Raw genomic sequence first — 24,072 nt, 5'->3', positions numbered from 1 at the left:
CAGCCGCTCCCGCAGGAATTGCAAATCCCCCGGCAGGAGCGAGCAGGCTCGCGATGAGGTCAGACGATCTTGGCGATCCGGCTGGCCAGCAGGGCCCAGCCGAACAGCAGGACACTCACAATGATCAGTGGCCAGGAGCGCCACTGCAGATAAGGCGTCAGGTTGTGCATCGGCACCACCTCGCCATAAAGAATTCCGCGTTCGAACTGTGGAATCTGCACGGTGATCTTGCCGAACGGATCGATCAGGCCGGTCACGCCGTTGTTGGTGGCGCGGATCATCCAGCGGCCGGCTTCCAGGGCGCGCATCTGGGCCATCTGCAAGTGTTGCAGCGGGCCGATCGAAGTGCCGAACCAGGTGTCGTTGCTGATGGTCAGCAGCAGATCGCTGCGGGCTGACAGGCTGGCGGCGAATTCCGGATACACCACCTCATAGCAGATGAACGGCGCGATCTGGTAGCCCTTGGCTTGCAGCAAAGGCTGGTCGGCGGGGCCGCGGGCGAAGTCCGACATGGGCAGGTCGAAGAACGCGATCAAACCGCGCAACAGGTCTTGCAAGGGCACGTATTCACCGAATGGCACGAGCTTCTGCTTGAGGTATTCGCCATCGCCTTCGCCGACCACGGTAATGCCGTTGAAGTAGCGTTTCTGATGGTGCACTTCCTGGCGGATCGGTACGCCGGTAATCAGTGCCGAATGCCGGTCGGCGGCGAAGTTGCCCATCATGCTCAGATAACCTTCGGCCGACTCCTTGAGCACCGGCACCGCGGTTTCCGGCCACACCAGCAGATCCACGCGCTTGGAGCCGAAGCTCATGTCGCGGTACAGCGCCAGCTGGGAGTTGAGTTGTGCAGGGTCCCACTTCAGGCTCTGTTCGATATTGCCCTGGATCGCCGCCACGGTCAGCGGCTCGCCCGACGGGCTGGTCCAGGCGTGTCCCTTGAGCGCGATGCCGATCACCCAGGGGGCGACCAGCAGCACCAGGCCGGCGGCGATAAACCCCTTGCGCCCGGCACGGATCAGGCCCGGCAGGTTGTAGAGCAGGGCGGCGGTCAGCGCCAGGGTAAAGGAGATCAGCCACATGCCACCCAGCGGGGCCAGGCCGGCCAGAGGGCCGTCGAGCTGGCTGTAGCCGGAGTAGAGCCAGGGGAAACCTGTCAGGAACCAGCCGCGGAAGGCTTCCTGGCCCACCCAAAGGGCGGCGAAGGCCAGGGCGTCGGCGAGGGGCGCCTCATTGCGACGCAGCCAGCGCGCCCAGAGCCAGGCCGGCAGGGCGAAAAAGAAGGCGATGGCGGCAATGAAGGCCAGCATCAGCAAACTGGCCAGCAGTACCGAGGCGCCACCGTAGGTATGGATGCTGACGTAGATCCAGCTGGTGCCGGCGGCAAACAGACCGAAGCCGAAACACCAGCCGCGCCACAGCGCCTGACGCGGGCTCAGTTCGCGCAGGCTGGCATAAAAGAAGCCGACCGCCAGCAGTGCCAGCGGCCAGATGTCATACGGCGCCAGGGCCAGGGTGGTGATTGCGCCAGCCGCCATGGCCAGCAGGTTACCGGGCCAGCCGGGGCGGGTTAAGCGCAGCAAGAGGCGTGTCATCTGCTCTTTCCTGTGTCGCGCCGGAGCCTGCTGTTGCGCAGGGCAAGGCGCGAGGAGTGTGGTTTGGTTTTTTCAAATGAACGACGAGTAACGCAGCCCTGCGCAACAGCAGGCCCGGCCTTTCGGGTTGTGCCTGAAAGCTGGCCATGCTGTGTTGCAGTCTTTGGAAAGGCAATGCCATTTCCTGCGGACTGCGCCTTGCCAGGCCAGCTTTCAGGCGACAACGCGACGCAGGAAAGAGCAGATGACACGCCTTTTCCTTAGCGGGGGATAGGTGTTAGTCGCAGCAGATGAATCCGACGGCTGTCGGCATTCAGGATACGGAAGCGATAGGCACCGATTTCGGTGATTTCGTTGCGTTTAGGCAGGTGCCCGAACGCGCTCATCACCAGGCCGCCGACGGTGTCGAACTCGTCGTCGGAGAACTCGCTGTCGAAGAACTCGTTGAAATTCTCGATCGGCGTCAGCGCCTTGATCAGGAAATCGCCGCTCGGCAGCGGCTTGATGTAGCTGTCTTCCTCGACGTCGTGCTCGTCTTCGATGTCGCCGACGATCTGTTCCAGCACGTCCTCGATGGTCACCAGCCCCGCCACACCGCCGTATTCGTCGATGACGATGGCCATGTGGTTGTGGTTGGCGCGGAACTCGCGCAGCAGCACGTTCAGGCGCTTGGACTCGGGCACGAAGGTCGCTGGACGCAGCAGATCCTTGATGTTGAAGCTGTCGCCGTTCTCCCTGAGGATCAGCGGCAGCAGGTCCTTGGCCAGCAGAACGCCCATGACGTCGTCATGGCTTTCGCCGATCACCGGATACCGCGAGTGCGCGGAATCGAGGACGGACGGCAGGAATTCGCGGGGAGTCTGGGTCGCCTTGATGCTGATCATCTGCGAGCGCGGAACCATGATGTCCCGTACCTGCAGGTCAGCGACCTGGATGGCGCCTTCGACGATGGCCAGCGCTTCGCTGTCCAGCAACTTGTTCTGATGGGCTTCGCGCAGCAGCTCCAGCAGCTCCTGGCGGTTTTTCGGCTCATGGGCAAAAGCCTGGGTCAGTTTTCCCAGCCACGACTTTTGCCCGCTGCTCGATCGGTCTTCGCTCATAGCGATTACTCTAAATCCTTGGTTGTTACAGATGGATGTTCTTCGGTTTCGTCGTCCGCATAAGGGTCGGGATGACCCAGTTCTGCAAGCAACGTTCGTTCCAGTGCTTCCATTTCTTCGGCTTCGTCGTCATCTATGTGGTCGTAACCCAATAGATGCAAGCAGCCGTGAATCACCAGATGGGCCCAGTGGGCCTGGAGGTCCTTGCCTTGTTCGGCGGCTTCGCGCTCGACCACTTCGACGCAGATCACCAGGTCGCCGAGCAATGGAATGTCCAGCAGCTCGTCCGGCACATCGGCGGGGAACGACAGGACGTTGGTGGCATAGTCCTTCTGCCGCCAGGTGCGGTTCAGTTCGTGGCCTTCGGGCTCGTCCACCAGACGGATGGTCAGTTCCGAATCGGCGGTGCGCTGGCGCAGGGCCAGCTCACACCATTGGCGGAACAGGGCTTCGCTGGGAGCAGTTCCCCGGCTTTCAAGCTGCAGATCAAGCTCAAGCATCGTGGCGATTGCCCTTTTCCGCGGTGGGCTGGGCGGACTCGTCGGCCACGCGCTGCTCGAAGCGCTCGTAGGCTTCGACGATGCGCTGCACCAGCGGATGGCGCACCACGTCCTTGGGCATGAAGTGGGTAAAGCTGATGCCCGGCACATCCTTGAGGACGTTGATCACATGGGCCAGGCCGGACTTGGTGCCCTTGGGCAGGTCGACCTGGGTGATGTCGCCCGTGATCACGGCGGTGGAGCCGAAGCCGATCCGGGTCAGGAACATTTTCATTTGCTCGACGGTGGTGTTCTGGCTTTCGTCGAGGATGATGAAGCTGTTGTTCAGCGTACGGCCGCGCATATACGCCAGCGGCGCAATCTCGATGACCTGGCGCTCGATCAGCTTGGCGACATGTTCGAAGCCGAGCATTTCATACAGGGCGTCATACAACGGGCGCAGGTACGGGTCGATCTTCTGGGCCAGGTCGCCGGGCAGGAAGCCGAGCTTCTCGCCGGCCTCGACCGCCGGGCGTACCAGCAGGATGCGCCGTACCTGCTCGCGCTCCAGTGCGTCTACCGCACAGGCCACGGCCAGGTAGGTCTTGCCGGTACCGGCCGGGCCGATGCCGAAGTTGATGTCGTTGCCGAGGATTTCCTTGACGTAGCGCTGCTGATTCACGCCGCGTGGGCGAATCATGCCTTTTTTGGTGCGCAGGGCCACGGCCGCTTCGGCGACAGGGTGATTGTCCAGTTCTTCGACGGCGGATTCCTGGAGGAACAGGTGCACCATGTCCGGCGACAGCTCGGTACCCTTGGTTTCCCGGTACAGGCGGCGCAGGAGGTTTTCCGCGGAGGTGGTGTGCTTGGGTTCGCCGATCAGCTCGAACTGATTGCCGCGGTTGCGGATCTCGATGGTCAGGCGCTGTTCGATCAAGCGCAAATGCTCGTCGAACTGCCCGCACAGATTGGCGAAGCGGCGAGCCTCAAAGGGCTCGAGGATAAAGCGATGTGGTTCTATGGGTGCGTTCAAGGTCGTTTTTTAGCCGCCCAACGGCAATAAAGGATGAAATCAAGGATAACGCCAGAGGCCTGGGTGCGAAAGCTCTTATACGAGCAATGTCTTTCGCCACATTTTCCTTGGGGCCGGCTTCCCGGCGGTGGCGTGCCCGAGGCCACTACCGCTGGTCAGCCAGCATCGGCAGGAGGTTATTGCAGCAGCGATCCGCGCAGCGAGTGAGGCTGGGCCGAGTCGATATGCACGTCGGCAAACTGGCCGATCAGGGTTGGGTTGTCGCAGCGGAAGTTGACGATGCGGTTGTTCTCGGTCCGCCCCTGCAGTTCGCCCGGGTCTTTCTTCGAGTAATCGGTGACCAGGATGCGCTGGATCGAGCCGACCATCTGTCGGCTGATTTCGAATCCTTGCTGATTCAGCCGATGTTGCAGCACGTTCAGGCGTTCCTTTTTCAACTCTTCCGGGGTGTCGTCCGCCAGATCGGCCGCCGGGGTGCCTGGGCGCTGGCTGTAGACGAACGAGTAGGAGAAGTCGAAGCCGACGTCTTCGATCAGCTTCATGGTCTGTTCGAAGTCCTTTTCGGTCTCGCCGGGGAAACCGACGATGAAGTCCGAGCTGATGCAGATGCCTGGCACGGCGGCGCGCAGTTTGCGCAGCTTGGACTTGTATTCCAGCGCCGTATGGTTGCGCTTCATGGCCGCCAGGATCCGGTCGGAACCTGATTGCACTGGCAAATGCAGGTGTTTCACCAGCTCCGGAACCTCGGCGTGGGCCTGGATCAGGCTGTCGGAGAACTCCAGCGGATGGGAGGTGGTGTAGCGGATGCGCTCGATGCCATCGACCGCCGCGACCACGCGGATCAGTTCGGCAAGGTCGGCCAGGCGGCCGTCGTGGGTCTGGCCGCGGTAGCCGTTGACGTTCTGCCCCAGAAGGGTGACTTCGCGCACGCCGTTTTCCGCCAGGTGGATGATTTCGGAGATCACGTCGTCGAACGGCCGGCTGACTTCCTCGCCACGGGTGTAGGGCACCACGCAGAAGGTGCAGTACTTGCTGCAGCCTTCCATCACCGAGACATAGGCACTAGGACCGTCGATGCGCGGTTCTGGCAGGTGGTCGAATTTTTCGATTTCCGGGAACGAGACGTCGACCTGCGGCAGCTTGCTGCTGCGGGCGGCATCGATCATTTCCGGCAAGCGGTGCAGGGTCTGCGGGCCGAAGACCACGTCGACGTACGGTGCCCGGTCACGGATCGCCGCGCCTTCCTGGCTGGCCACGCAACCGCCGACGGCGATGACCATTTCCGGGTTGGCCAGCTTCAGCTCGCGCCAGCGACCCAGTTGGGAATACACCCGGTCCTGGGCCCGTTCGCGGATCGAGCAGGTATTGAGCAGGATGACGTCCGCGTCTTCGGCGCGGGCGGTGACTTCCAGGGCCTGGTGTTCACCCAGCAGATCGACCATGCGCGAGCTGTCGTACTCGTTCATCTGGCAACCGTGGGTTTCTATGTAAAGCTTCTTGGCCATGGAAGGGGTCATCACGTGATTCAAAGAACCGCGCATTATAGGGAACATGGCCTTAGGTTCCTACCGCTGTGCGTCCGGTGGCTATGCTATAGTTCGCGCCCTCTTTTATATCCCCGATGTGTTACCCGCCCACCATGACCAAACGTGAAGCTCCAATCTACAAGGTGATTTTCCTCAACCAGGGACAGGTGTTCGAAATGTACGCCAAGCAGATCTATCAAAGTGATCTGTGGGGTTTCCTGGAGGTGGAAGAGTTCGTCTTTGGCGAGCGCACGCAAGTGGTCGTCGATCCGAGCGAAGAGAAGCTCAAGGCCCAGTTCGAAGGCGTGGTGCGCAGCTTTGTGCCGATGCATTCGATCGTGCGCATCGACGAGGTCGAGCGCCTGGGCACGCCGAAGATCAGCGAGGCGCGTGGCGTGAGCAACGTCATGCCGTTTCCGATGCCGATGCCTGAGAAGTAAGGGCTGTATCGAGTGTGCTATCGCGAGCAAGCTTGCTCGCGATGTCATCAAGGCAGGGGTGAGAAGGGCGAACGCCCGTCGGCGCTCTGCAACTCCATCAGGTATTTGCGGAAAATCTGCCCCAGCACCTGGGTGGCGACTTCCAGCTCATCGCGCTGCATGTGCTCGGCCACTTCGTCGGCCGTGTCCAGTGCCTCTTCGGCGCCGTTGACCGCCGCCATCTTCAGCACGATATAAGCCTGGACGTTGTTGGCCGGTACGCCTTCGCCGCGGAAGAACATGGTGCCGAGCTTGAATTGCGCCTGGGCGTGGCCTTGCAGCGAGGCCTTTTCAAAGTAGCTCAGGGCCTGATTGAGATCGCGCGGGGTATTTTTACCTTCGTAGTAGAACTCGCCCAACTCGTATTGCGCTTGCGCATCCCCTTCGTCAGCCGCCTTCTGGCAGACCGCCAGGGCCTCGGACAGATCTTGTGACTGAGTATTGAGGGTGCAGCGACCCATCGCTGGGATCAACAACGAGTTGCCGCCTGCTTGTGCGTGCGCGAGCAGGGGCTGAAGGAGCAACAGGCAGCCCAGTGCAAGGGCGCGGCCGGTGCGGTTCATGGGAATCGACTTACCTCTGAAGGGCGCGCGGACCCATCGAGGGATCCAATAAGCGCGCATTATGAAATAAGCAGGGCCAACCTTACAAAGTCTTTACTCGTTTTTCTGCTGCGCGGGCGCGATATCCGCCGCTTTCGGGGCTGTTTCGGGAGTTGGGGCGCGAATGCAGCGTAAAACCGGCGCCAGCAAGTGTGGCGCCGGTTTGGCAGGGAAGGTTACTTCAGGGCGGCGAAAGCGCGTTCGGCCGCGTCCAGGGTCAGTTTCAGCTCGGCGTCGCCGTGGGCGATCGAGGTGAAGCCGGCTTCGAAGGCACTCGGGGCCAGGTAGACACCGCCTTCGAGCATCAGGTGGAAGAAGCGTTTGAACAGGTTGGCATCGCTGGCCATCACGTCGTCGAAGGTGACGATGTCGTCGGCGCCGCTGAAGTACAGGCCGAACATGCCGCCCGCCTGGGTGGTCACGAACGGAATGCCGGCGGCGTCAGCGCGTTGCTGCAGGCCGTCGAGCAGGCGGCTGGTGTAGTCGCTCAGTTCGGCATGGAAGCCTGGGCGGCTGATCAGGCGCAGGGTGGTCAGGCCGGCGGCCATGGCCAGCGGATTGCCCGACAGGGTGCCGGCCTGGTAGACCGGGCCTAGCGGCGCGATGTGTTCCATGATCTGGCGTTTGCCGCCGAAGCAGCCCACTGGCATGCCGCCGCCGATGATCTTGCCGAAGGTGGACAGGTCCGGCGTCACCCCGTAGTGCGCCTGGGCGCCGCCGAGGGCGACACGGAAACCGGTCATCACTTCGTCGAAGATCAACACCACGCCGTGCTTGTCGCACAGGTTGCGCAGGCCTTCGAGGAAGCCCGGGGCCGGTGGCACGCAGTTCATGTTGCCGGCCACTGGCTCGACGATGATGCAGGCCACTTCCTGGCCGACTTCGGCGAGCATCTTCTCGACTGCGTCGATGTCGTTGAACGGCAAGGTCAGGGTGTGTTTGGCGAAGGCCGCCGGTACGCCGGCCGAGCTAGGCACGCCCTGGGTCAGCGCGCCGGAGCCGGCCTTGACCAGCAGGCTGTCGGAGTGGCCGTGGTAGCAGCCTTCGAACTTGATGATGCTGTCGCGGCCGGTGAAGCCACGGGCCAGGCGGATCGCACTCATGGTCGCTTCGGTGCCGGAGCTGACCATGCGCACCATTTCCATCGACGGCACGATGGAGCAGACCAGGTCGGCCATTTCGGTTTCCATGGCGGTCGGGGCGCCATAGGACAGACCGTGTTCCAGCTGTTTGCGCACCGCGTTCAGCACGTCCGGATGGCTGTGGCCGAGGATCATCGGCCCCCAGGAGCCGACATAGTCCACATAACGCTTGTCGTCTTCGTCGGTGACGTAGGCGCCCTCGGCGTGTTTGAAGAACAGCGGCGTGCCACCCACGCTCTTGAATGCGCGCACGGGCGAGTTCACGCCACCGGGGATGTGTTTCTGGGCATTGGCAAACAGGGTTTCGGAACGAGACATGATCGGGCTCTCGGAAATCAGCGGTTAGAAGAGGGCGTTGAAGGCGCGGGCTCGGCGGGTTACTTCCTGGGCGCTGTCGGCGCCGAACAGGCCATGGACCACGGCCAGCAGGTCGACGCCATGGGCGACCAGCGGCGCGGCATTTTCCAGGGTGACGCCGCCGATCGCGCAGATCGGCAGGTGCAACCGGGTGCGGGCCTGGTCCAGCAGTTCCAGGTTGGCCGCCGGTGCGCCGGGCTTGGTGTTGGAATTGAAGAAGCGACCGAAGGCGACATAGCTGGCGCCTTCTTTGGCGGCTTGCTCGGCCAGTTCCAGTTGGGCATGACAGGTCGAGCCGATGATCGCCTGTCGACCGAGCAGGGCGCGGGCCGGGGTCAGCGGGCCGTCGGTCTGGCCCAGGTGCACGCCGACGCCGATGCGCGCAGCCAGTTCGGCATCGTCATTGATGATCAGTTGGGTCTTGTAGCGCTCGCACAGGCTGTGCAGGGCTTCGGCTTCGCGCAGGCGGCGGGCCTCGTCGCTGCTCTTGTCGCGGTATTGCAGGAGGGTCACGCCACCGTCGAGCGCCGCCTCCACGTACTGCAGGAATTTGCCGGCCAACAGTTGGCTGTCGGTAATGGCATACAGACCACGTAGTTTCATCGAGCGGGCCTCATGGCTTACGAGCAGAAGTCCAGCGGCAGGCGGCGCGGTACGAACTGGCCTTGGCCCAGTTGCTCGGCGTCGCGCAGGGTGCGCCAGGTGTAATCGAGGGCCGACTTCACGGCGCTGGCCAGGTTTTCGCCCTGGGCCAGGCGTCCGGCCAGGGCGCTGGCCAGGGTGCAACCGGAACCGTGATAGCTGCCCGGCAGCCGCTGGCAGGTGTAGGTGTGACGACTGCCATCGCGGCTGTACAGGCGATTATGCACTTCATGCTCGTCGCCATGACCGCCGGTGATCAGCAGGTGCTTGACGAACGGCAGGAGCTTTTCCGCGCACTGGTCTGCGCTGCCTTCGGGCAACTCGGCGAGGATCCGTGCTTCCGGAAGATTCGGGGTGGCGATGGTCGCCAGTGGCAGCAGGCGTTCACGCATGGCGTAGCCGACCTCGTCCTTGCCCAGGCGTCCACCGCCGCCAGCGCGCAGTACCGGGTCGCAGACCATCGGCAGATGCGGGTGTGCCTGCAACAGCTCGACCACGGTGTCGACCATTTCCAGCGAACCGAGCATGCCCAGTTTGACCGCGGCGACCGTGGAGTCGTTGAGCACGGCGTTGGCCTGGGCCAGCACCCACTCGCGATCCAGCACGCGGAAGTCGCTGACGTTGACCGTATCCTGCACGGTCAGCGCGGTCACAGCGGGAGCCGCATGGCAGCCCTGGGCGAGCAGGGCTTCGATATCTGCCTGCAGGCCGGCGCCGCCACTGGGGTCGTGGCCGGAGAGACAGAGGACAACGGGGCGAGAGCTGTAGATATTCATGGTGCGCGAGCTTACCACCAAACGTCTTTTTTGCACGGCTCCTCGCGTGTTGGCCGGGGCCGGTTTTTCCGCCTTGCCGGCAACTTGACCGAAGCAACAGCTCTAGATCAATGGATGGCGCTGAAATGCCCGTTCTAGAGCCTTTAAACTAAAATTTTCATGGTCTTCATTGGCCATCAACGGCTATGCTAGAGTGGATCCAAACCAATAACAGGTCATGCCGGTTTTACGTCTACTCAAAGGGAAATGGGGGGCTTCCTGACACCACCGGACAGGCCACGCTGGGGCTTTATGCGCTATTTGCTGATGTTGCTGTTGAGCTTGCCGATGCTGGCTGGCGCGGTCGAGTTCGACGAGTTCACCCAGAGCCTGCCCTTGGGTCGGGTGATGCAGGTGTTTGAAGACGCGAGTGGTCAGGCAACGATCGCAGATGTCAGCGCACCGGCCATGGCCGGCAGTTTCAAGACCCATGATAAGGCCACCCTAAACGCTGGTTACTCCCGCTCGGCATTCTGGCTGAAAATCGACCTCGGCTACCGTCCCGCCAACCCCTCCATACGACACACCTGGCTGCTGGAGCTGGCCTATCCGCCGCTCGATCATCTGGAGCTGTATGTGCCCAATGAAGCCGGTGGCTACCGCCTGGCCCAGCGCACCGGCGATGCCTTGCCATTCGACAGCCGGCAGATCCGCCAGAACAATTACCTGTTCGACCTGAGCTTCGCGCCCTACGAGCAAAAGACTCTGTTCCTGCGCCTGCAGAGCCAGGGCTCGGTCCAGGCGCCGGTGACGCTCTGGTCCAGCACGGCCTACCTGGAAGCACAACCGGTGCGCCTGTATGTGCTCGGCCTGATCTACGGCGTGCTGCTGGGGATGCTGGTCTATAACCTGTTCATTTACCTGAGCGTGCGCGACACCAGTTACCTCTATTACATCCTCTACATCGCCTCGTTCGGGCTGTACCAGCTGTCGGTGAACGGCGCCGCGGTGGAGTACTTCTGGCCGGACAACCCGTGGTGGGCCAACGCGGCGACGCCATTCTTCATTGGCGCGGCGGCCCTGTTCGGCAGCCAGTTCGCCCGCAGCTTCCTGCAGACCGCCCGCCACAGCCGGCGGGTCGATCGCCTGCTGCTGGTGCTGATCCTGTGCAGCGCCGTGGTGGTGGCCCTGTCGCTGATGACCAGCTACGCCCTGGCATTACGCCTGGCCACGGCCCTGGCGCTGATCTTTACCGTGGTGATTTTTGTCTCCGGCATCGTTGCCTGGTGCCGCGGCATGCGCGTGGCGCGTTACTTCATCATCGCCTGGTCGGCGTTCCTGGTGGGCGGGATCATCAATACCCTGATGGTGCTGGGCTATCTACCGAATGTGTTCCTGACCATGTACTCCAGCCAGATCGGTTCGGCCATCGAGGTGGCGCTGTTGTCGCTGGCCCTGGCCGACCGCATCAATTCGATGCGCGAACAGCAGGCCCAGACCCTGTTCGATGCCGGGCAGAAGCTCGAAGTGCTCAACCAGCAACTGGCCCACAGCAACCGGCTCAAGGATGAATTCCTCGCCACCCTGACCCATGAACTGCGCACGCCGATGAATGGGGTGATCGGTTCCCTGGAACTGATGCAGACCGTCGATCTCGACCCGGAACTGGAGCAATACCAGCAGACCGCCGCCGGTTCGGCCCGGGACATGATGCGCATGGTCAACGGCATTCTGACCCTGACCGAGCTGCAGGCCGGCAAGCTCAGCGCCCAGCGCGAGACCTTCAGCCTGCGTTCGCTGCTCGATGCCTTGCAGGGCCAGTTTTCCGCCAATGCCTCGGCCAAGGGGCTGGGCTTCGATATCGACCTGGCCGCCGGGCTGCCTGACCGGCTGTTGGGCGATCGCGGCAAGTTGAGCCAGTGCCTGGAGTGCCTGCTGGACAATGCCATCAAGTTCACCCGGGTGGGCGGCCTGGTCCTGAGAGTGACCGGCAAGCCGACGGCGCCGGGACGGGTGGCGATGACTTTCGCGGTGATCGACACCGGCATCGGTTTCGTCAATCTCGATGAGGCTTCGCTGTATCAGCGCTTCTTCCAGCTCGATGGTTCGATGACCCGCGAATACGGCGGGCTGGGCGTGGGGCTGGCGATCTGTCGGCAGCTGGTGGATCTGCTGGGTGGCCATCTGACCCATGAATCGGAGCCGGGACGTGGCAGCTGTTTCCGCCTGGAGGTGACCTTCGATCTGGACGGCGAGCAGCCGATGGCTTCCCAGCCGGCCCTGCGGGTCCGCTCCGCCCGGCGCATGCCACAGGATTGCAGCGTGCTGCTGGTGGACGACAACAGCATCAATCAACTGGTGATCCGCGGCATGCTGCTCAAGCTGGGGTATCAGGTGCGCACGGCGGAGAATGCTCGCGGGGCGCTGGCGTTGTTGCGCCGGGAGTCGGTGGACGCAGTGCTGCTCGATTGCCAGATCGAGCAGGCCGAGGCACTCAAACTGTACGACCAGGTGCATGGTATGCCGGGTTGCGCCGGGTTGCCGGTGCTGCTGGTGTCAGCCTCGGCGCATGGCCTGGAGGCTGAGCGCTGCCTGCTCGATTACCTCTCCAAGCCGGTGAAATTCGAGGAGTTGCAAGGCGTTCTGGCGCGTCGCGTACTGGCTCCGGAACAAGGCGAAAGCGCCGGCATTTAGGCGGGTATGCCACTTTGTTCGTCGAGGAGGGGGTGCTTAACTGAGGTTCTGGCACACCCCTCAAGGAGCCCGACATGAACCTGCACCAGTTCGCCGAGACCCACGAAGTCATCAACCAGCCACCTTCCCTGGACGGTACCAACCTCTATCGAATCGATCTGCCATTGCAGGAATGGGCACGGCGTTTTGGTGCCGGCTGGGCCGAATCGCGGATCGACGCCTACGGTGCCCTGGCCGGTGGGCCGCTGATGGAAGCGGGGTTCCTGGCCAACCAGAACAAACCGGTGTTCACCAGCCATGACCGTTACGGTCATCGCCTCGACCTGGTGGAGTTTCACCCGGCGTATCACGACCTCATGCGTACCGCCATCGAGCATGGCCTGACGTCCTTGCCCTGGGCTCATCCGCAGGCCGGGGCGCATGTCGCCCGCGCCGCCATGACCTATCTGCACAGCCAGGCCGAGGCCGGTAGCGGTTGCCCGCTGACCATGACCTTCGCCTGTGTGCCGGCGCTGAAACTGCAGCCGGATCTCGCCGAGCAATGGCTGCCGAAAGTCCTCGCCACCGAATATGACCCGCGCAATGTCGGCATGGCCCACAAGGCCGGCGTCACCATCGGCATGGCGATGACCGAGAAACAGGGCGGTACCGATGTGCGCGCCAACACCACCAAGGCGTATCCGGTGGGCGCTACGGGGCCGGGGCAGGCCTATGAGCTGGTGGGCCATAAGTGGTTCTGCTCGGCGCCGATGTGCGACGCCTTCCTGACCCTGGCCCAGACCGAAAAAGGCCTGACCTGCTTCCTGCTGCCTCGGCACCGTCCGGACGACAGCCGCAACCAGTTCTATATCCAACGCCTGAAAAACAAGCTCGGCAACTGCTCCAATGCCTCCAGCGAAGTGGAGTTCCGCGGGGCCCTGGCGTGGATGGTCGGGGAAGAGGGACGCGGTGTGCCGACCATCATCGAGATGGTGGCCATGACTCGTTTCGATTGCATGGTCGGCTCCAGCTCGCTGATGCGCCAGGCGCTGACCCAGGCCAGCCATCACTGTGCCCATCGGTTGGTGGGCGGGCGGGTGCTCAGCGAGCAACCCTTGATGCAGAACGTATTGGCCGACCTGGCGCTGGAAAGCGAGGCGGCGCTGGCCTTGAGCCTGCGCATGGGCCGCGCGCTGGACAACCTGGATGACCCGCAAGAAGCAATGTTCTCGCGACTGGTGACGGCGGTGGGCAAATACTGGATCTGCAAGCGGGCCCCGGCGATGATCAACGAGGCCGCCGAGTGCATGGGCGGCGCCGGTTATGTCGAGGAGAGCATCCTGCCGCGGCTGTACCGCGAAGCACCGGTCAACTCGACCTGGGAAGGCTCCGGCAACGTGCAGTGCCTGGACGTGCTGCGCGCCTTGTCCAAGGAGCCGGGCGTACTCGACGCGCTGTTCGCCGAACTGGGCGACGGCCATGGCGACAGACGCCTGGCCGCGCATATCGCCAACCTGAAAGGCGCCTTCCAGGATACCGACGACATTCAGTACCGCGCCCGCCAACTGACCGAGGACATCGCCCTGGGCCTGCAGGCCAAGCTGTTGCTGGAATCCGGCAACGCGCTGGTCAGCGATGCCTTTATCGCCAGTCGCCTGGGTTCGGCGGGAAGGGTCTACGGTACCTTGCCGCGGGGCCTGGATGTCGAGGCGATAGTCGCGCGCTCGACCCCGACAGGCTTCTGATCGATCTGTAGGCGAGAGGGCGCGCCCGGTTCTTGTTCGCGCCGAGGATCGCGAGCAAGAACCTGACGGCCCGGGCGATTCCACTGTTCCCGTGAGACGGCGTTGCAGGCAAGATGAAGGCCTGCAAGATCAGAACACAGGATGCTTACCGTGACCGAAGCTTTTATTGTCGTTCAAACCGCCGAGCAAGCCGTGGACCGGCTTGCCGCTTTGCATGAGCGGGCCACCACGTCGCTGAGCCAGGCGCTCAAGCGTTACCTCAAGGACCGCGTCGAACCCGACGCCGAACAGCGCGCCCTGTTTCGTTACCCGGAATTGCGCCTGACCTATCACTGCCAGGGCGAAGTCCCGCAGACCACCCGCGCCTACGCCAAGGTCCAGTTGCCGGGCACCTACAGCGTCACGGTCACCCATCCCTCCGCCTTCCGTAAGTACCTGCTGGAGCAGTTGGTGCCACTGATGCACGACTTCACCGTGACCGTGGAAGTGGGCGTCAGCGAGCAGAACATCCCGTATCCGTACGTGGTCGAGCAGGGCGATGAACTGGCTGGTTCCGGCGTCACCGCCGCGGTGCTGGCGCGGGTGTTCCCCAGCACCGACCTGTCCGCCGCCACCGATGGCATCGCCGACGGGCTGTACGATTGGGAAAACACCCATCCGTTGCCCCTGGCGCTGTTCGATGCCGCGCGGGTGGATTTCTCCCTGCGCCGCCTGGTGCACTACACCGGCAGCGACTGGCGCCATGTGCAGCCATGGATCCTGCTGACCAACTACCACCGTTATGTCGACCAGTTCATCACCCACGGTCTTGAACAGCTGCGCAGCGATCCGCGGTTCGTGCGCATGGTCCTGCCGGGCAATGTGATCATCGAGAAGGGCATGGACCACGGCGAAGCCTCGTCGATCGCCGCCGGGGTGGTCTGGCATCGGTACCAGATGCCGGCTTATCACCTGCTGGCCAGCGACGGCCACGGCGTGACCCTGGTGAACATCGGCGTCGGCCCGTCCAATGCCAAGAACATCACCGACCACCTGGCGGTATTGCGTCCGCACTGCTGGTTGATGATCGGCCACTGCGGTGGCCTGCGGCAGTCGCAGACCATCGGCGACTATGTGTTGGCCCACGCTTATATGCGCCGCGACGGCATTCTCGATCGCGTGGTGCCGCCGAACATTCCGATTCCGGCCCTGGCCGAAGTGCAGCTGGCGTTGCAGCAGGCCGCCGCCAACGTCACCGGCGAGAAGGGCGACGACCTGAAAAAACGCCTGCGCACCGGCACCGTGCTGACCTACGACGACCGTAACTGGGAGCTGCGCTGGGCCCAGGAGCGTCCGCTGATCAACCTGTCCCGCGCCGTGGCGGTGGACATGGAAAGCGGCACCATCGCCGCCCAGGGGTATCGTCTGCGGGTGCCATACGGCACTTTGCTGTGTGTCTCGGACAAGCCGCTGCACAGCGAAATCAAGCTGCCGGGTTCGGCCAACGCCTTTTATGAGCGCGCGGTCAGCCAGCACTTGAAGATCGGTATCGCCGCGGTGGACCTGCTGCGTACCGAGCTCAATTCGTTGCACTCGCGCAAGCTGCGCAGCTTCGACGAGCCGCCATTCCGCTGATCGCGGGATGGTCATTTAACGGTCGGGCCACTAGCATGGTCGGCCCTGACCGTTAGATGTTCTTTTCGCCATGTCTCGTCCTCCGCGTCCTGCTTCCCGCCGCCCTGGCGTGAAGAGTCCTTCGTCTTCCTCCGCGCCGCGCCGTGTTGCCAAAGCGCCACCGGCCGAGCCGAAGCTGATCCTGTTCAACAAACCCTTCGATGTGCTGACCCAGTTCAGCGACGGCGAAGGGCGGGCGACCCTCAAGGACTTCATCGCGATACCCGGCATCTACCCGGCCGGCCGCCTGGACCGCGACAGCGAAGGCTTGCTGCTGCTGACCAACGACGGCCAGCTGCAGGCGCGCATCGCCGATCCCAGGCACAAGCTGGCCAAGACCTATTGGGTGCAGGTGGAAGGCGAGCCCACGGCCGAGCAATTGCAGCGTCTGCGCGATGGTGTGGAGTTGAATGACGGCATGACCCTGCCGGCCGAAGCCCGGCAGCTGGAGGAGCCGCAGCTGTGGCCGCGTAACCCGCCGGTGCGCTTTCGCAAGAGCGTGCCCACCAGCTGGCTGGAGTTGATCATTCGTGAAGGGCGCAATCGCCAGGTGCGGCGCATGACGGCTGCCGTGGGTTTGCCGACATTGCGCCTGGTGCGGGTCAGGATCGGCGACTGGACGATCGAGGGGCTCGATCAGGGCCAGTGGAAGGAGGTTCCGGCGCGTTTATAAGGCGCCGGATTCGATCAGGCCGATCACCACGCTCTTGATGATGAACGCGGCCACGCCCAGGCCCAGGACGAAGAACAGGATGAACGAGCCGAAGCGTCCGGCCTTGGACTTCTTCGCCAGATCCCAGACGATGAAGGCCATGAAAATGATCAGGATGGTCACCAGACCGGTCATCATCCACTCTTCGAATACTGCAGGATCCATCGAACATCTCCAGCACGGGCAAGGCTAAAAAGGCGGGGGCGAGTATACGCCAAGGGGCCGCGGCCGGGCATTGATCCAGGTGCGCTTCGTCGTCACACCATCGGGATCTTCTGTAGGAGCGAAGCTTGCTCGCGATAAAACGTTCGGCTGCAGCCCATGTGTAGCCAGGAACATTTATCGCGAACAAGAACTGGGCGTCCCCCTTGCTCCTACAGACAGAAGCAGATCAGTTGCGCAGGTGGGTCAGCGGCAATTCGGTGCTGTTGAGCACCTGGTTGAGCACGAAGCTGGAGCGCACGCTGGTCACGCCTTCGATACGGGTCAAATGGCCCAGCAGCAGTTTCTGGTAGTGGTCCATGTCCGGCACCACCACCTTGAGTTGGTAGTCGGCGTCCATCCCGGTCACCAGGCTGCATTCGAGGACCTGCGGTAGGCTGCGGATCGCCGCTTCGAAGTTCTCGAAACGCTCGGGGGTGTGGCGGTCCATGCCGATCAGCACGTAGGCGGTCAGGCTCAGGCCGAGCATCTTGCGGTCCAGCAGGGCGACTTGACGGGAAATGTAGCCGTCGTCTTCCAGTTGCTTGACCCGACGTGAGCACGGCGAAGGCGACAGGCCGATGCGTTCGGCCAGTTCCTGATTGGAGATGCGGGCGTCGCGCTGCAATTCCGCCAAAATGCTGAGGTCGTATCGGTCGAGTTTGCTCATGGATCAGGCCTTTTTCGTAACTATTGCGCAATATTATCTATCTTGAGTTAAAAATTGCGCAAGTCATGTTTTTTTGAGCAATCTTCGCAATCCTCTGTCGGCACGCTAGGCCTATTCTTATCACCAGAATCACTGCCCGGACATAGAGTCCACTGCGGCCCGCCGAATCAGGCCTGCCGCGGCCGCCAATCCCACAGGGTTGAGCCGGCCCCCGGGCTACACACTGTCCAGAAGACGGCGTGAGGTGAGCCGGCGTCATAAGCGTCGAGCACGGACGAAATTCTCAAAGGGGGGCCGACGGGTCCCCCTTTTTTATTGCCTGCGCGCCAGGAAATATCCCATGGCGGCCTCAATAAATAAGTTTTGCGACTGATAACCTGTGGCAGAACCGGCCTGGGCTTTTCCAGTCTTATCTACAGGCCCCTATCCGTAGTGAGGAATAGCATGAAATCGCGCATCTGGCGTTTGGCAGGTGTTGGTTTGCTCTGTGTGAGCATCAGTGCGCAGGGGCTCGCCGATGACCGCAATGACGGCCGTGGATGGTCCAATGGCGGCCAGCGCAGTGACGACGGGTATCCGGGCAGCGGCCAGGGGCGAGGCGAAAGCCATCAGTCGCGCCAGCAGACTGAAATCATTCGCGGCGACAACAGCCAGCAGTTCGAGCGCAACGTCGAGAACGGGCGCTGGCAGAACCACGGGCCGAATGATCAAGGGCGGGGGCGACTGGCACAGCCGTCCGCCAACCTGCCGATCCAGGGCCGTCCCGATACCGTCCGCCAGACCCAGGAGCCGCGCCAGGGTTATTACCAGGACATCCCGCGCCGTAACGACTACAACCAGCATTGGCAGGCCGGCGGACCGGGCTCGCGGCCCTACGACTATCGCTGGCCGGGCCGTCCGGACGGTCGTGGCAATGGCTGGGGCCCAGGCCCGCAATATCGGCCGGGTTATGTGATCGATCGTTTTCCGGACCGGCATTACCGCGTACCGTATCGCGGGCAGGACTATTTCTTCTCCGGTGGTTACTGGTATCGCCCGCAAGGCCCACGATATGTGGTGGTGCGCCCACCCTACGGGATTCGCGTGGCCTACCTGCCGGATTACGCACGGGAAGTGTGGATCGGCAGCGCGCTGTTCTTTCTGGCCGCGGGTGCCTACTACAGCTATGAGGCCAGTACCCAGCAGTACGTGGTGGTCGAGCCGCCGGTGGCCAGCCCGCCGCCGCAGGCCGGCAATGATTACAACGTGCTGGCCTACCCGGTCAGAGGGCAGAGCCCGCAGCAGATCAGTCAGGACCGCTACGACTGTTATCGCTGGGCGGTGCAGCAGAGTGGCTTCGATCCGGCGGCGATGACCTATCCACCGGCGCCGGAAGTGGTCCAGACCTACCGCCAGGCCCAGGGCGGTTGTCTGAGCTCGCGCGGCTATCAGGTGACTTACTGAGCCCGGGCGGTCTGCACCACTTCCTGCGGGTCGGCGTGCACCAGCACCTCGGCCCGCGGATAGGCCGCATGAATCGCCTCGGCGGCCTGATCGCTGATGCCGTGGGCCACCGACAGGGTCAGTTCCCCCGGTAACTCCAGGTGCAGTTGCACGAACCAGTGGTTGCCGGAAATCCGCGTGCGCAGATCATGGGCACCGAGCACCCCGGGCACCGCGCATACGAGTTCCAGCATGTGCTGGCTGACCTCGGGCGGCAGCTCCTCGTCCATCAGCACCGCCACGCTTTCGCGGGCGATCTGGATCGCGCTCCACAGGATGTAGACGGCAATCGCCAGGCCGAACCAGGCGTCCAGTTGCTGCCAGCCGAAACTGGCCAGCACCAGCGCCAGCAGGATGCTGCCGTTGAGCAGCAGGTCGGAGCGATAGTGCAGCGAATCGGCGCGTACCGCGGTGGAGCCGGTTTCGCGGATCACCCGGTGTTGCACCATCAGCAGCGCAACGGTCAGCGCCAGGGACAGCAGCATCACGCCGATACCGATCCACGGCGCGCCCAGCGGTTCAGGGTTCTGCAGGCGCTCGACGGCCTGTACCCCGATCAGCACCGCGCTCACCGCGATGAACAGCGCCTGGGCCATGCCCGACAGGGACTCGGCCTTGCCATGGCCGTAGCGGTGGTCGGCGTCGGCCGGGCGCAGGGCGTAATGCACGGCCAGCAGGTTGAGGAACGACGCGGCGCCATCGAGCAGCGAGTCGGTGAGGCCCGCCAGCAGGCTGACCGAACCGCTCAACCACCAGGCGATGGCCTTGGCCACGATCAGGATACTGGCCACCGCCAGCGAGGCGCGGGTCGCCAGGCGCAACAGGCGCGCGTGTTCCGGGCTACTGCTCATACAAGGCTTGTTCCTTCAAGAAACGCGAGGGTCAGGCTGCCGGTTGCGGACCGTACAGGGCCAGCTGCTGTGCGCTGCCCTTGTGCTGGATCAGGCGTGGATCGTCCAGCGGGAAGCTGCGGCCCAGCTCGCTTTCGAGGATAGCCTGCAACTTGTGGTTATCGACCTGGCCGTCGGCGCCTATGGCTTGCTGCAGCTTGTGCGGGTCGATCTGCGCGGTCTTGCCCGGCTCCAGGTAAATGGCGCCGGTGGCGAAGTCGACGCCAAAGGCGATCAGCCCCGGGATCACATAAAACAGCAGGCCCACGGCGTCGAGCACGGCTACCAGCGGGTCGATCTTGCCATCGATCTGGCCGCGCCGGTCGGGGAAGAAGATCGAGCCGCAGGCGGTGAGCTGAGTCAGCAGGGTGGCAACCAGGACGCCACCGATGATGCGGAAAGGAATACGCATGTAAATCTCCTGAACAGACACGAAAGAGCAAGGCTGAAGCGTTGCCGGTATGAATTCAGACCGTGATTAACGCCAGGCAGTTCGCCGTTATACTCGCGCCTCTGTTTGGGAGCCAGTATGAATTCTTTGCCGATTGATGAAGTTTTACCCGCCCTGCGTGAAGCCCTGGCGACACGCCACGAGGCCGTGCTCGAAGCACCGCCCGGCGCCGGTAAGACCACCCGCGTGCCTTTGGCCCTATTGAACGAACCCTGGCTGGCCGGACAACGCATTCTCATGCTCGAACCACGGCGCCTGGCGGCGCGGGCGGCGGCCGAACGGCTGGCCAGCGAACTGGGGGAAAAGGTCGGCGAAACCGTGGGCTACCGCATTCGCCTCGACAGCAAGGTCGGCCCGAACACCCGCATCGAGGTGGTCACCGAGGGGATCCTGACCCGCCGCCTGCAGGACGATCCGGCGCTGGAAGGCGTCGGCCTATTGATCTTCGACGAATTCCACGAGCGCAGCCTCGACGCCGACCTGGCCCTGGCCTTGAGCCTCAATGGCCGCGACCTGTTCCGTGACGAGCAGCCGCTGAAAATCCTCCTGATGTCGGCGACCCTGGAAGGCGAGCGTCTGGCCGGGCTGCTGGACGACGCGCCGATCCTGCGCAGCGAAGGCCGCATGTTCCCGGTCGATGTGCGTTGGGGGCGGCCTTTCCAGCCGGGCGAGTTCATCGAGCCGCGGTTGGTGCAGACCATTCTTGAAGCGCTGGACGATGAAAGCGGCAGTGTCCTGGTGTTCCTGCCGGGGCAGGCCGAGATCCGCCGGGTGCATCAGCAGCTGGCCGATGCCGTGGGCGAGCGCCCGGAGATCCTGCTCTGCCCGCTGCACGGTGAACTGGACCTGACGGCGCAGCGCGCGGCCATCGAGCCGGCTCCGCCCGGCAAGCGCAAAGTGGTGCTGGCGACCAATATTGCCGAGACCAGCCTGACCATCGACGGCGTGCGCGTGGTGGTCGATGCCGGGTTGGCGCGGGTGCCGCGTTTCGACCCGGGCAGCGGCATGACTCGTCTCGACACCCAGCGTATTTCCCGGGCCAGCGCCACCCAGCGAGCCGGTCGGGCCGGGCGCCTGGAACCGGGCGTGTGTTATCGCCTGTGGTCCCAGGACCAGCACGAACAACTGGTGGCCTATGGCAGCGCGGAGATTCTCCAGGCGGACCTGGCGGGCTTGGCCCTGCAATTGGCGCGCTGGGGTGTGACGCCAGCGCAACTGGTGTGGCTGGATGTGCCGCCCGGCGCGGCTTATGCCCAGGCCCAGGACCTGCTCGAACGCCTCGGCGCCCTGACCGCCAAAGCCGGCGAGGATTGGAAGCTGACAGCCCACGGCCAGGCGATGGCCGAGTTGCCGGCCCATCCGCGCATTGCCCATCTGCTGTTGCGCGGCCAGGCCCTGGGGCTGGCGAACATGGCCTGCGACGTCGCCGCCTTGCTCGGCGAGCGCGACATCCTGCGCGGTGGTGGTGCCGACCTGCATAGCCGTCTGGTGCTGCTGTCCGGCGAGGAGCGCGCGGCCCGCGGTGCCCAGGGCGGCGTACAGCGGGCTCGGCAACTGGCCCGGCAGTACCGCGGCTATCTGCGTGGGCAGCCGAGCCAGGCGGTGGCGGACCCGGACCATCCGCGCTGGCTGGGCGCCTTGCTGGCGCTGGCCTATCCGGATCGGGTCGCCCAGCAACGCCGTCCTGGCGGTGCCGAGTACCGGCTGGCCAACGGCCGCGCGGCGCTGTTCAGCGAGACCGATAACCTGATGAAGCAACCCTGGCTGGTGATCGCCGACCTGGGCAGTCGCCAGGGGCAGCGGGAAGAGCGCATCTACCTGGCGGCGAATTTCGATCCGGCGCTGTTCGACTCGGTCCTGGCCGAGCAGGTGCGCAGCGTCGACCAGCTTGATTGGGACGAGCGCGAAGGCGTGTTGCGTGCCGAGCGCCAGCGCAAGGTCGGCGAACTGGTACTCAGTCGCGAGCCGTTGACCGGGCTGGACGAGGCGACGCGGTGCCAGGCCCTGGTCAACCTGGTGCGGCGCAAGGGCCTGGAGCTGTTGCCCTGGACCCCGGAGCTGCGCCAGTGGCAGGCGCGGGTGGCCTTGTTGCGCCAGCTCGATCTAGAGGCCAAGGGCGAAAGCCAGTGGCCGGATGTCAGCGACGCTGCCTTGCTCAAGAGCCTGGAGAACTGGCTGCTGCCGTACCTGGGCAAGGTTTCGCGCCTCAGCCACTTCGCCAACCTGGAGCTGGCCAGCATCGTCCACAACCTGCTGCCATGGCCATTGCCACAGCGCCTGGACGAGCTGGCGCCGCACCACCTGACGGTGCCGTCCGGCTCGTCGATCCGCCTCGACTACAGCGAGCAGCCACCGATTCTCGCCGTGCGCCTGCAGGAGCTGTTCGGCCTGGCGGAAACGCCACGGATCGCCGGTGGCCGGCAAGTGGTCAAGCTGCACCTGCTGTCCCCGGCGCGGCGGCCGGTGCAGGTCACCCAGGACCTGGCGAACTTCTGGCGCAGTACCTACGCGGAAGTGAAGAAAGATCTCAAAGGTAGATACCCAAAACACTACTGGCCGGATGACCCGCTGGTGGCCGAGGCCACGGCCCGCGCCAAACCGCGCAAGTAATCCAGGGCCCTGTAGCCGCTGTCGCAGGCTGCGATCGAACTGGGCGGCATTCCGACAACGCGGGCGCAGGATCTTGAGACCACTGAAGGCCTTCGGCCTTATCGTCCGAACGCGGCCCGAACCTGCGGCAGCGGCTACAACGCGGCGGGCAACAGGAAGCGCGCAATCAGCGGCAGGTGGTCGGAGATGCGCAGGGTGTCGTCTTGCCGTACCTGGGCCTCGACCCGCTTGATCCGCGGGCTGTGGAACAGGTAGTCGACGGTGCGATCCGGGCCGTTCAGGGCCGGGTCGTTGGGGTAGTGGGTCAGCCACAGGGCGCGGTCGATGCCGCTGGCTTCGTTGTTGGTGGGGATCATCGGGTACTTGTCCCACAGTCTGTGCAACGCGCTATCGGCGGAGTAGGGCGTGCGTTGCTCGGGGGCGAGCCGCTGGTACTGGCCCAGGGGCAGCAGATTGAAGTCGCCGCCGATCAGCCAGGGCGTGCCGCGGGCTTCGAAGCGGTCGAGGATCCTGGTTACCGCGTTCACCTGGGCTTGCAGGGTACCGTCGGGTTTTGTCGCGCGGTCCAGGTGGGTATTGAGCACCGCCATCTGCCCGCCATCGCTTAATGGCAGGTAGCTCACCAGCACGGCATTTTTCGGCTGGAACTGGCGGCTGATGAAATTGGCCTCGGGCACCGGCAATTGCAGGCGTTCGGCGTGTTCGATGCGGTAGCGGCTCAAGGTCGCCAGTTGCCGGCCGACGCTGCCGAAAATGTGTGGGGAGGGTACGAAATCGGCCTTCCAGTCGAAGGCCTGGGTACTGCAGGGATACAGGTCGGTCAGGCGTTCCTGCAGCAGCTTGAGCTGGTCCTGGTAGTCGCTGGCCTTGGCGCCGTCGTCCAGTTCCTGCACCAGCACGATGTCCGGTTGCTCGTCGCGAATCACCCGGGCCACTTCGTCCAGGCTGAAGGCCATGTCTTCCGGGGTCGGGTGCTCGTCCGGCCCCCGGGCCTGGTCGTTCCAGAACACATAGCGCTTGCCCGCCAGGTACTGCACGTTCCAGGTCATCACTTTCAGCGCCTGGCCCGGCACCAGGCTGGGCACCTTGCCAGCGCAGGCGACCGGCAGAGACTCCTTGGCGTCGGGGCGCCAGGTCAGGCTGTAGACCAGGGCTGACAACAGGCCTGCGCTGATCAGCAGGCCCAGGAGGATGAAGCGAAATGGACGGGGCATCGGCTCGGCTTATGGCGTTGCTGGATTGAGCCCGAGCATAACCGAGAGCGGGGCCGCGGCC

The 24,072-nt window shown here is 63.8% G+C and carries 21 protein-coding genes; 7 read left to right on the top strand and 14 right to left on the bottom strand.

What is annotated here, in order from left to right; translation table 11 throughout:
* Positions 1-59: 59 nt before the first annotated feature.
* From lnt to miaB, 5 genes are all read right to left on the bottom strand, one after another.
* Positions 60-1,595, bottom strand: coding sequence for an apolipoprotein N-acyltransferase (gene lnt / locus H0I86_RS27780; protein WP_373369381.1), 1,536 nt, complete (start codon positions 1,593-1,595; stop codon positions 60-62).
* Positions 1,596-1,855: 260 nt separating this feature from the next.
* Positions 1,856-2,695, bottom strand: a complete 840-nt coding sequence (locus H0I86_RS27775; protein WP_180922921.1) for a CorC family transporter — start codon at positions 2,693-2,695, stop codon at positions 1,856-1,858.
* Positions 2,696-2,700: 5 nt separating this feature from the next.
* Positions 2,701-3,195 (bottom strand): rRNA maturation RNase YbeY, encoded by a 495-nt coding sequence (gene ybeY, locus H0I86_RS27770; protein WP_180922920.1) that lies wholly within the window; start codon positions 3,193-3,195, stop codon positions 2,701-2,703.
* Positions 3,188-4,207, bottom strand: a complete 1,020-nt coding sequence (locus H0I86_RS27765; RefSeq protein ID WP_180922919.1) for a PhoH family protein — start codon at positions 4,205-4,207, stop codon at positions 3,188-3,190. The genes ybeY and H0I86_RS27765 overlap by 8 nt, the downstream gene beginning before the upstream one ends.
* A gap of 176 nt (positions 4,208-4,383) precedes the next feature.
* Entirely contained in the window at positions 4,384-5,712 is a 1,329-nt protein-coding gene (gene miaB, locus H0I86_RS27760; RefSeq protein WP_180922918.1) for a tRNA (N6-isopentenyl adenosine(37)-C2)-methylthiotransferase MiaB, read from the bottom strand.
* Positions 5,713-5,846: 134 nt separating this feature from the next.
* On the opposite strand from miaB, the gene H0I86_RS27755 reads away from it, so the two are divergent.
* A complete protein-coding gene (locus H0I86_RS27755) occupies positions 5,847-6,173 on the top strand; it encodes a DUF1820 family protein (RefSeq protein WP_007927079.1) in 327 nt (108 codons plus the stop codon).
* 47 nt (positions 6,174-6,220) lie between these two features.
* On the opposite strand, the gene H0I86_RS27750 is transcribed toward H0I86_RS27755, so the two are convergent.
* The 4 genes from H0I86_RS27750 to H0I86_RS27735 all read right to left on the bottom strand — a co-directional run bounded on the left by H0I86_RS27750 (position 6,221) and on the right by H0I86_RS27735 (position 9,731).
* A complete protein-coding gene (locus tag H0I86_RS27750) occupies positions 6,221-6,775 on the bottom strand; it encodes a tetratricopeptide repeat protein (RefSeq protein WP_007927077.1) in 555 nt (184 codons plus the stop codon).
* Between the two features lie 215 nt (positions 6,776-6,990).
* Entirely contained in the window at positions 6,991-8,274 is a 1,284-nt protein-coding gene (hemL, locus tag H0I86_RS27745) for a glutamate-1-semialdehyde 2,1-aminomutase (protein ID WP_180922917.1), read from the bottom strand.
* 24 nt (positions 8,275-8,298) lie between these two features.
* Entirely contained in the window at positions 8,299-8,916 is a 618-nt protein-coding gene (thiE, locus tag H0I86_RS27740) for a thiamine phosphate synthase (RefSeq protein ID WP_124322458.1), read from the bottom strand.
* 17 nt (positions 8,917-8,933) lie between these two features.
* Positions 8,934-9,731: a hydroxymethylpyrimidine/phosphomethylpyrimidine kinase gene (locus tag H0I86_RS27735; RefSeq protein WP_045881137.1), complete on the bottom strand. Its 798-nt coding sequence runs from the start codon at positions 9,729-9,731 to the stop codon at positions 8,934-8,936.
* 291 nt (positions 9,732-10,022) lie between these two features.
* Here H0I86_RS27735 and H0I86_RS27730 point away from each other — a divergent pair, with 291 nt between their 5' ends.
* From H0I86_RS27730 to H0I86_RS27715, 4 genes are all read left to right on the top strand, one after another.
* On the top strand, positions 10,023-12,404 hold the full coding sequence (locus H0I86_RS27730; protein WP_180922916.1) for a hybrid sensor histidine kinase/response regulator: 2,382 nt from the start codon (positions 10,023-10,025) through the stop codon (positions 12,402-12,404).
* A 74-nt stretch (positions 12,405-12,478) separates the two neighbouring features.
* A complete protein-coding gene (locus H0I86_RS27725) occupies positions 12,479-14,128 on the top strand; it encodes an acyl-CoA dehydrogenase family protein (protein WP_180922915.1) in 1,650 nt (549 codons plus the stop codon).
* Between the two features lie 141 nt (positions 14,129-14,269).
* Positions 14,270-15,742, top strand: a complete 1,473-nt coding sequence (amn, locus tag H0I86_RS27720; RefSeq protein ID WP_161705368.1) for an AMP nucleosidase — start codon at positions 14,270-14,272, stop codon at positions 15,740-15,742.
* A gap of 70 nt (positions 15,743-15,812) precedes the next feature.
* On the top strand, positions 15,813-16,454 hold the full coding sequence (locus tag H0I86_RS27715) for a pseudouridine synthase (protein ID WP_009045773.1): 642 nt from the start codon (positions 15,813-15,815) through the stop codon (positions 16,452-16,454).
* On the opposite strand, the gene H0I86_RS27710 is transcribed toward H0I86_RS27715, so the two are convergent.
* Together H0I86_RS27710 and H0I86_RS27705 are read right to left on the bottom strand one after the other, a co-directional pair.
* Positions 16,449-16,658 carry a DUF2788 domain-containing protein gene (locus tag H0I86_RS27710; RefSeq protein WP_007927060.1) on the bottom strand — a complete coding sequence of 70 codons (210 nt, stop codon included), beginning with the start codon at positions 16,656-16,658 and terminating at the stop codon, positions 16,449-16,451. The genes H0I86_RS27715 and H0I86_RS27710 overlap by 6 nt on opposite strands.
* A 226-nt stretch (positions 16,659-16,884) precedes the next feature.
* On the bottom strand, positions 16,885-17,364 hold the full coding sequence (locus H0I86_RS27705; RefSeq protein ID WP_009045772.1) for an Lrp/AsnC family transcriptional regulator: 480 nt from the start codon (positions 17,362-17,364) through the stop codon (positions 16,885-16,887).
* Positions 17,365-17,808: 444 nt separating this feature from the next.
* On the opposite strand from H0I86_RS27705, the gene H0I86_RS27700 reads away from it, so the two are divergent.
* Positions 17,809-18,807: a DUF6515 family protein gene (locus tag H0I86_RS27700; RefSeq protein WP_180922914.1), complete on the top strand. Its 999-nt coding sequence runs from the start codon at positions 17,809-17,811 to the stop codon at positions 18,805-18,807.
* Here the strand turns inward: H0I86_RS27700 and H0I86_RS27695 are convergent.
* Positions 18,801-19,697, bottom strand: a complete 897-nt coding sequence (locus H0I86_RS27695; RefSeq protein WP_180922913.1) for a cation diffusion facilitator family transporter — start codon at positions 19,695-19,697, stop codon at positions 18,801-18,803. The genes H0I86_RS27700 and H0I86_RS27695 overlap by 7 nt on opposite strands.
* A gap of 31 nt (positions 19,698-19,728) precedes the next feature.
* The gene (pmcY, locus tag H0I86_RS27690) at positions 19,729-20,148 is read right to left on the bottom strand and encodes a periplasmic Zn2+ metallochaperone PmcY (RefSeq protein ID WP_180922912.1); all 420 of its coding nucleotides are present in this window, start codon (positions 20,146-20,148) and stop codon (positions 19,729-19,731) included.
* Between the two features lie 117 nt (positions 20,149-20,265).
* On the opposite strand from pmcY, the gene hrpB reads away from it, so the two are divergent.
* Positions 20,266-22,797, top strand: coding sequence for an ATP-dependent helicase HrpB (gene hrpB, locus H0I86_RS27685; RefSeq protein WP_180922911.1), 2,532 nt, complete (start codon positions 20,266-20,268; stop codon positions 22,795-22,797).
* 134 nt (positions 22,798-22,931) lie between these two features.
* Here hrpB and H0I86_RS27680 read toward each other — a convergent pair whose 3' ends face one another.
* Complete coding sequence (locus tag H0I86_RS27680; RefSeq protein WP_180922910.1) at positions 22,932-24,011, bottom strand: endonuclease/exonuclease/phosphatase family protein; 1,080 nt, start codon at positions 24,009-24,011, stop codon at positions 22,932-22,934.
* Positions 24,012-24,072 lie beyond the last annotated feature (61 nt).

This window comes from Pseudomonas chlororaphis subsp. aurantiaca (assembly GCF_013466605.1).
GTDB classification, from domain to species: domain Bacteria; phylum Pseudomonadota; class Gammaproteobacteria; order Pseudomonadales; family Pseudomonadaceae; genus Aquipseudomonas; species Aquipseudomonas chlororaphis_I.
The sequence above is the reverse complement of the archived record's forward strand: the minus strand, read 5'-3'. Positions and strand labels throughout refer to the sequence as shown.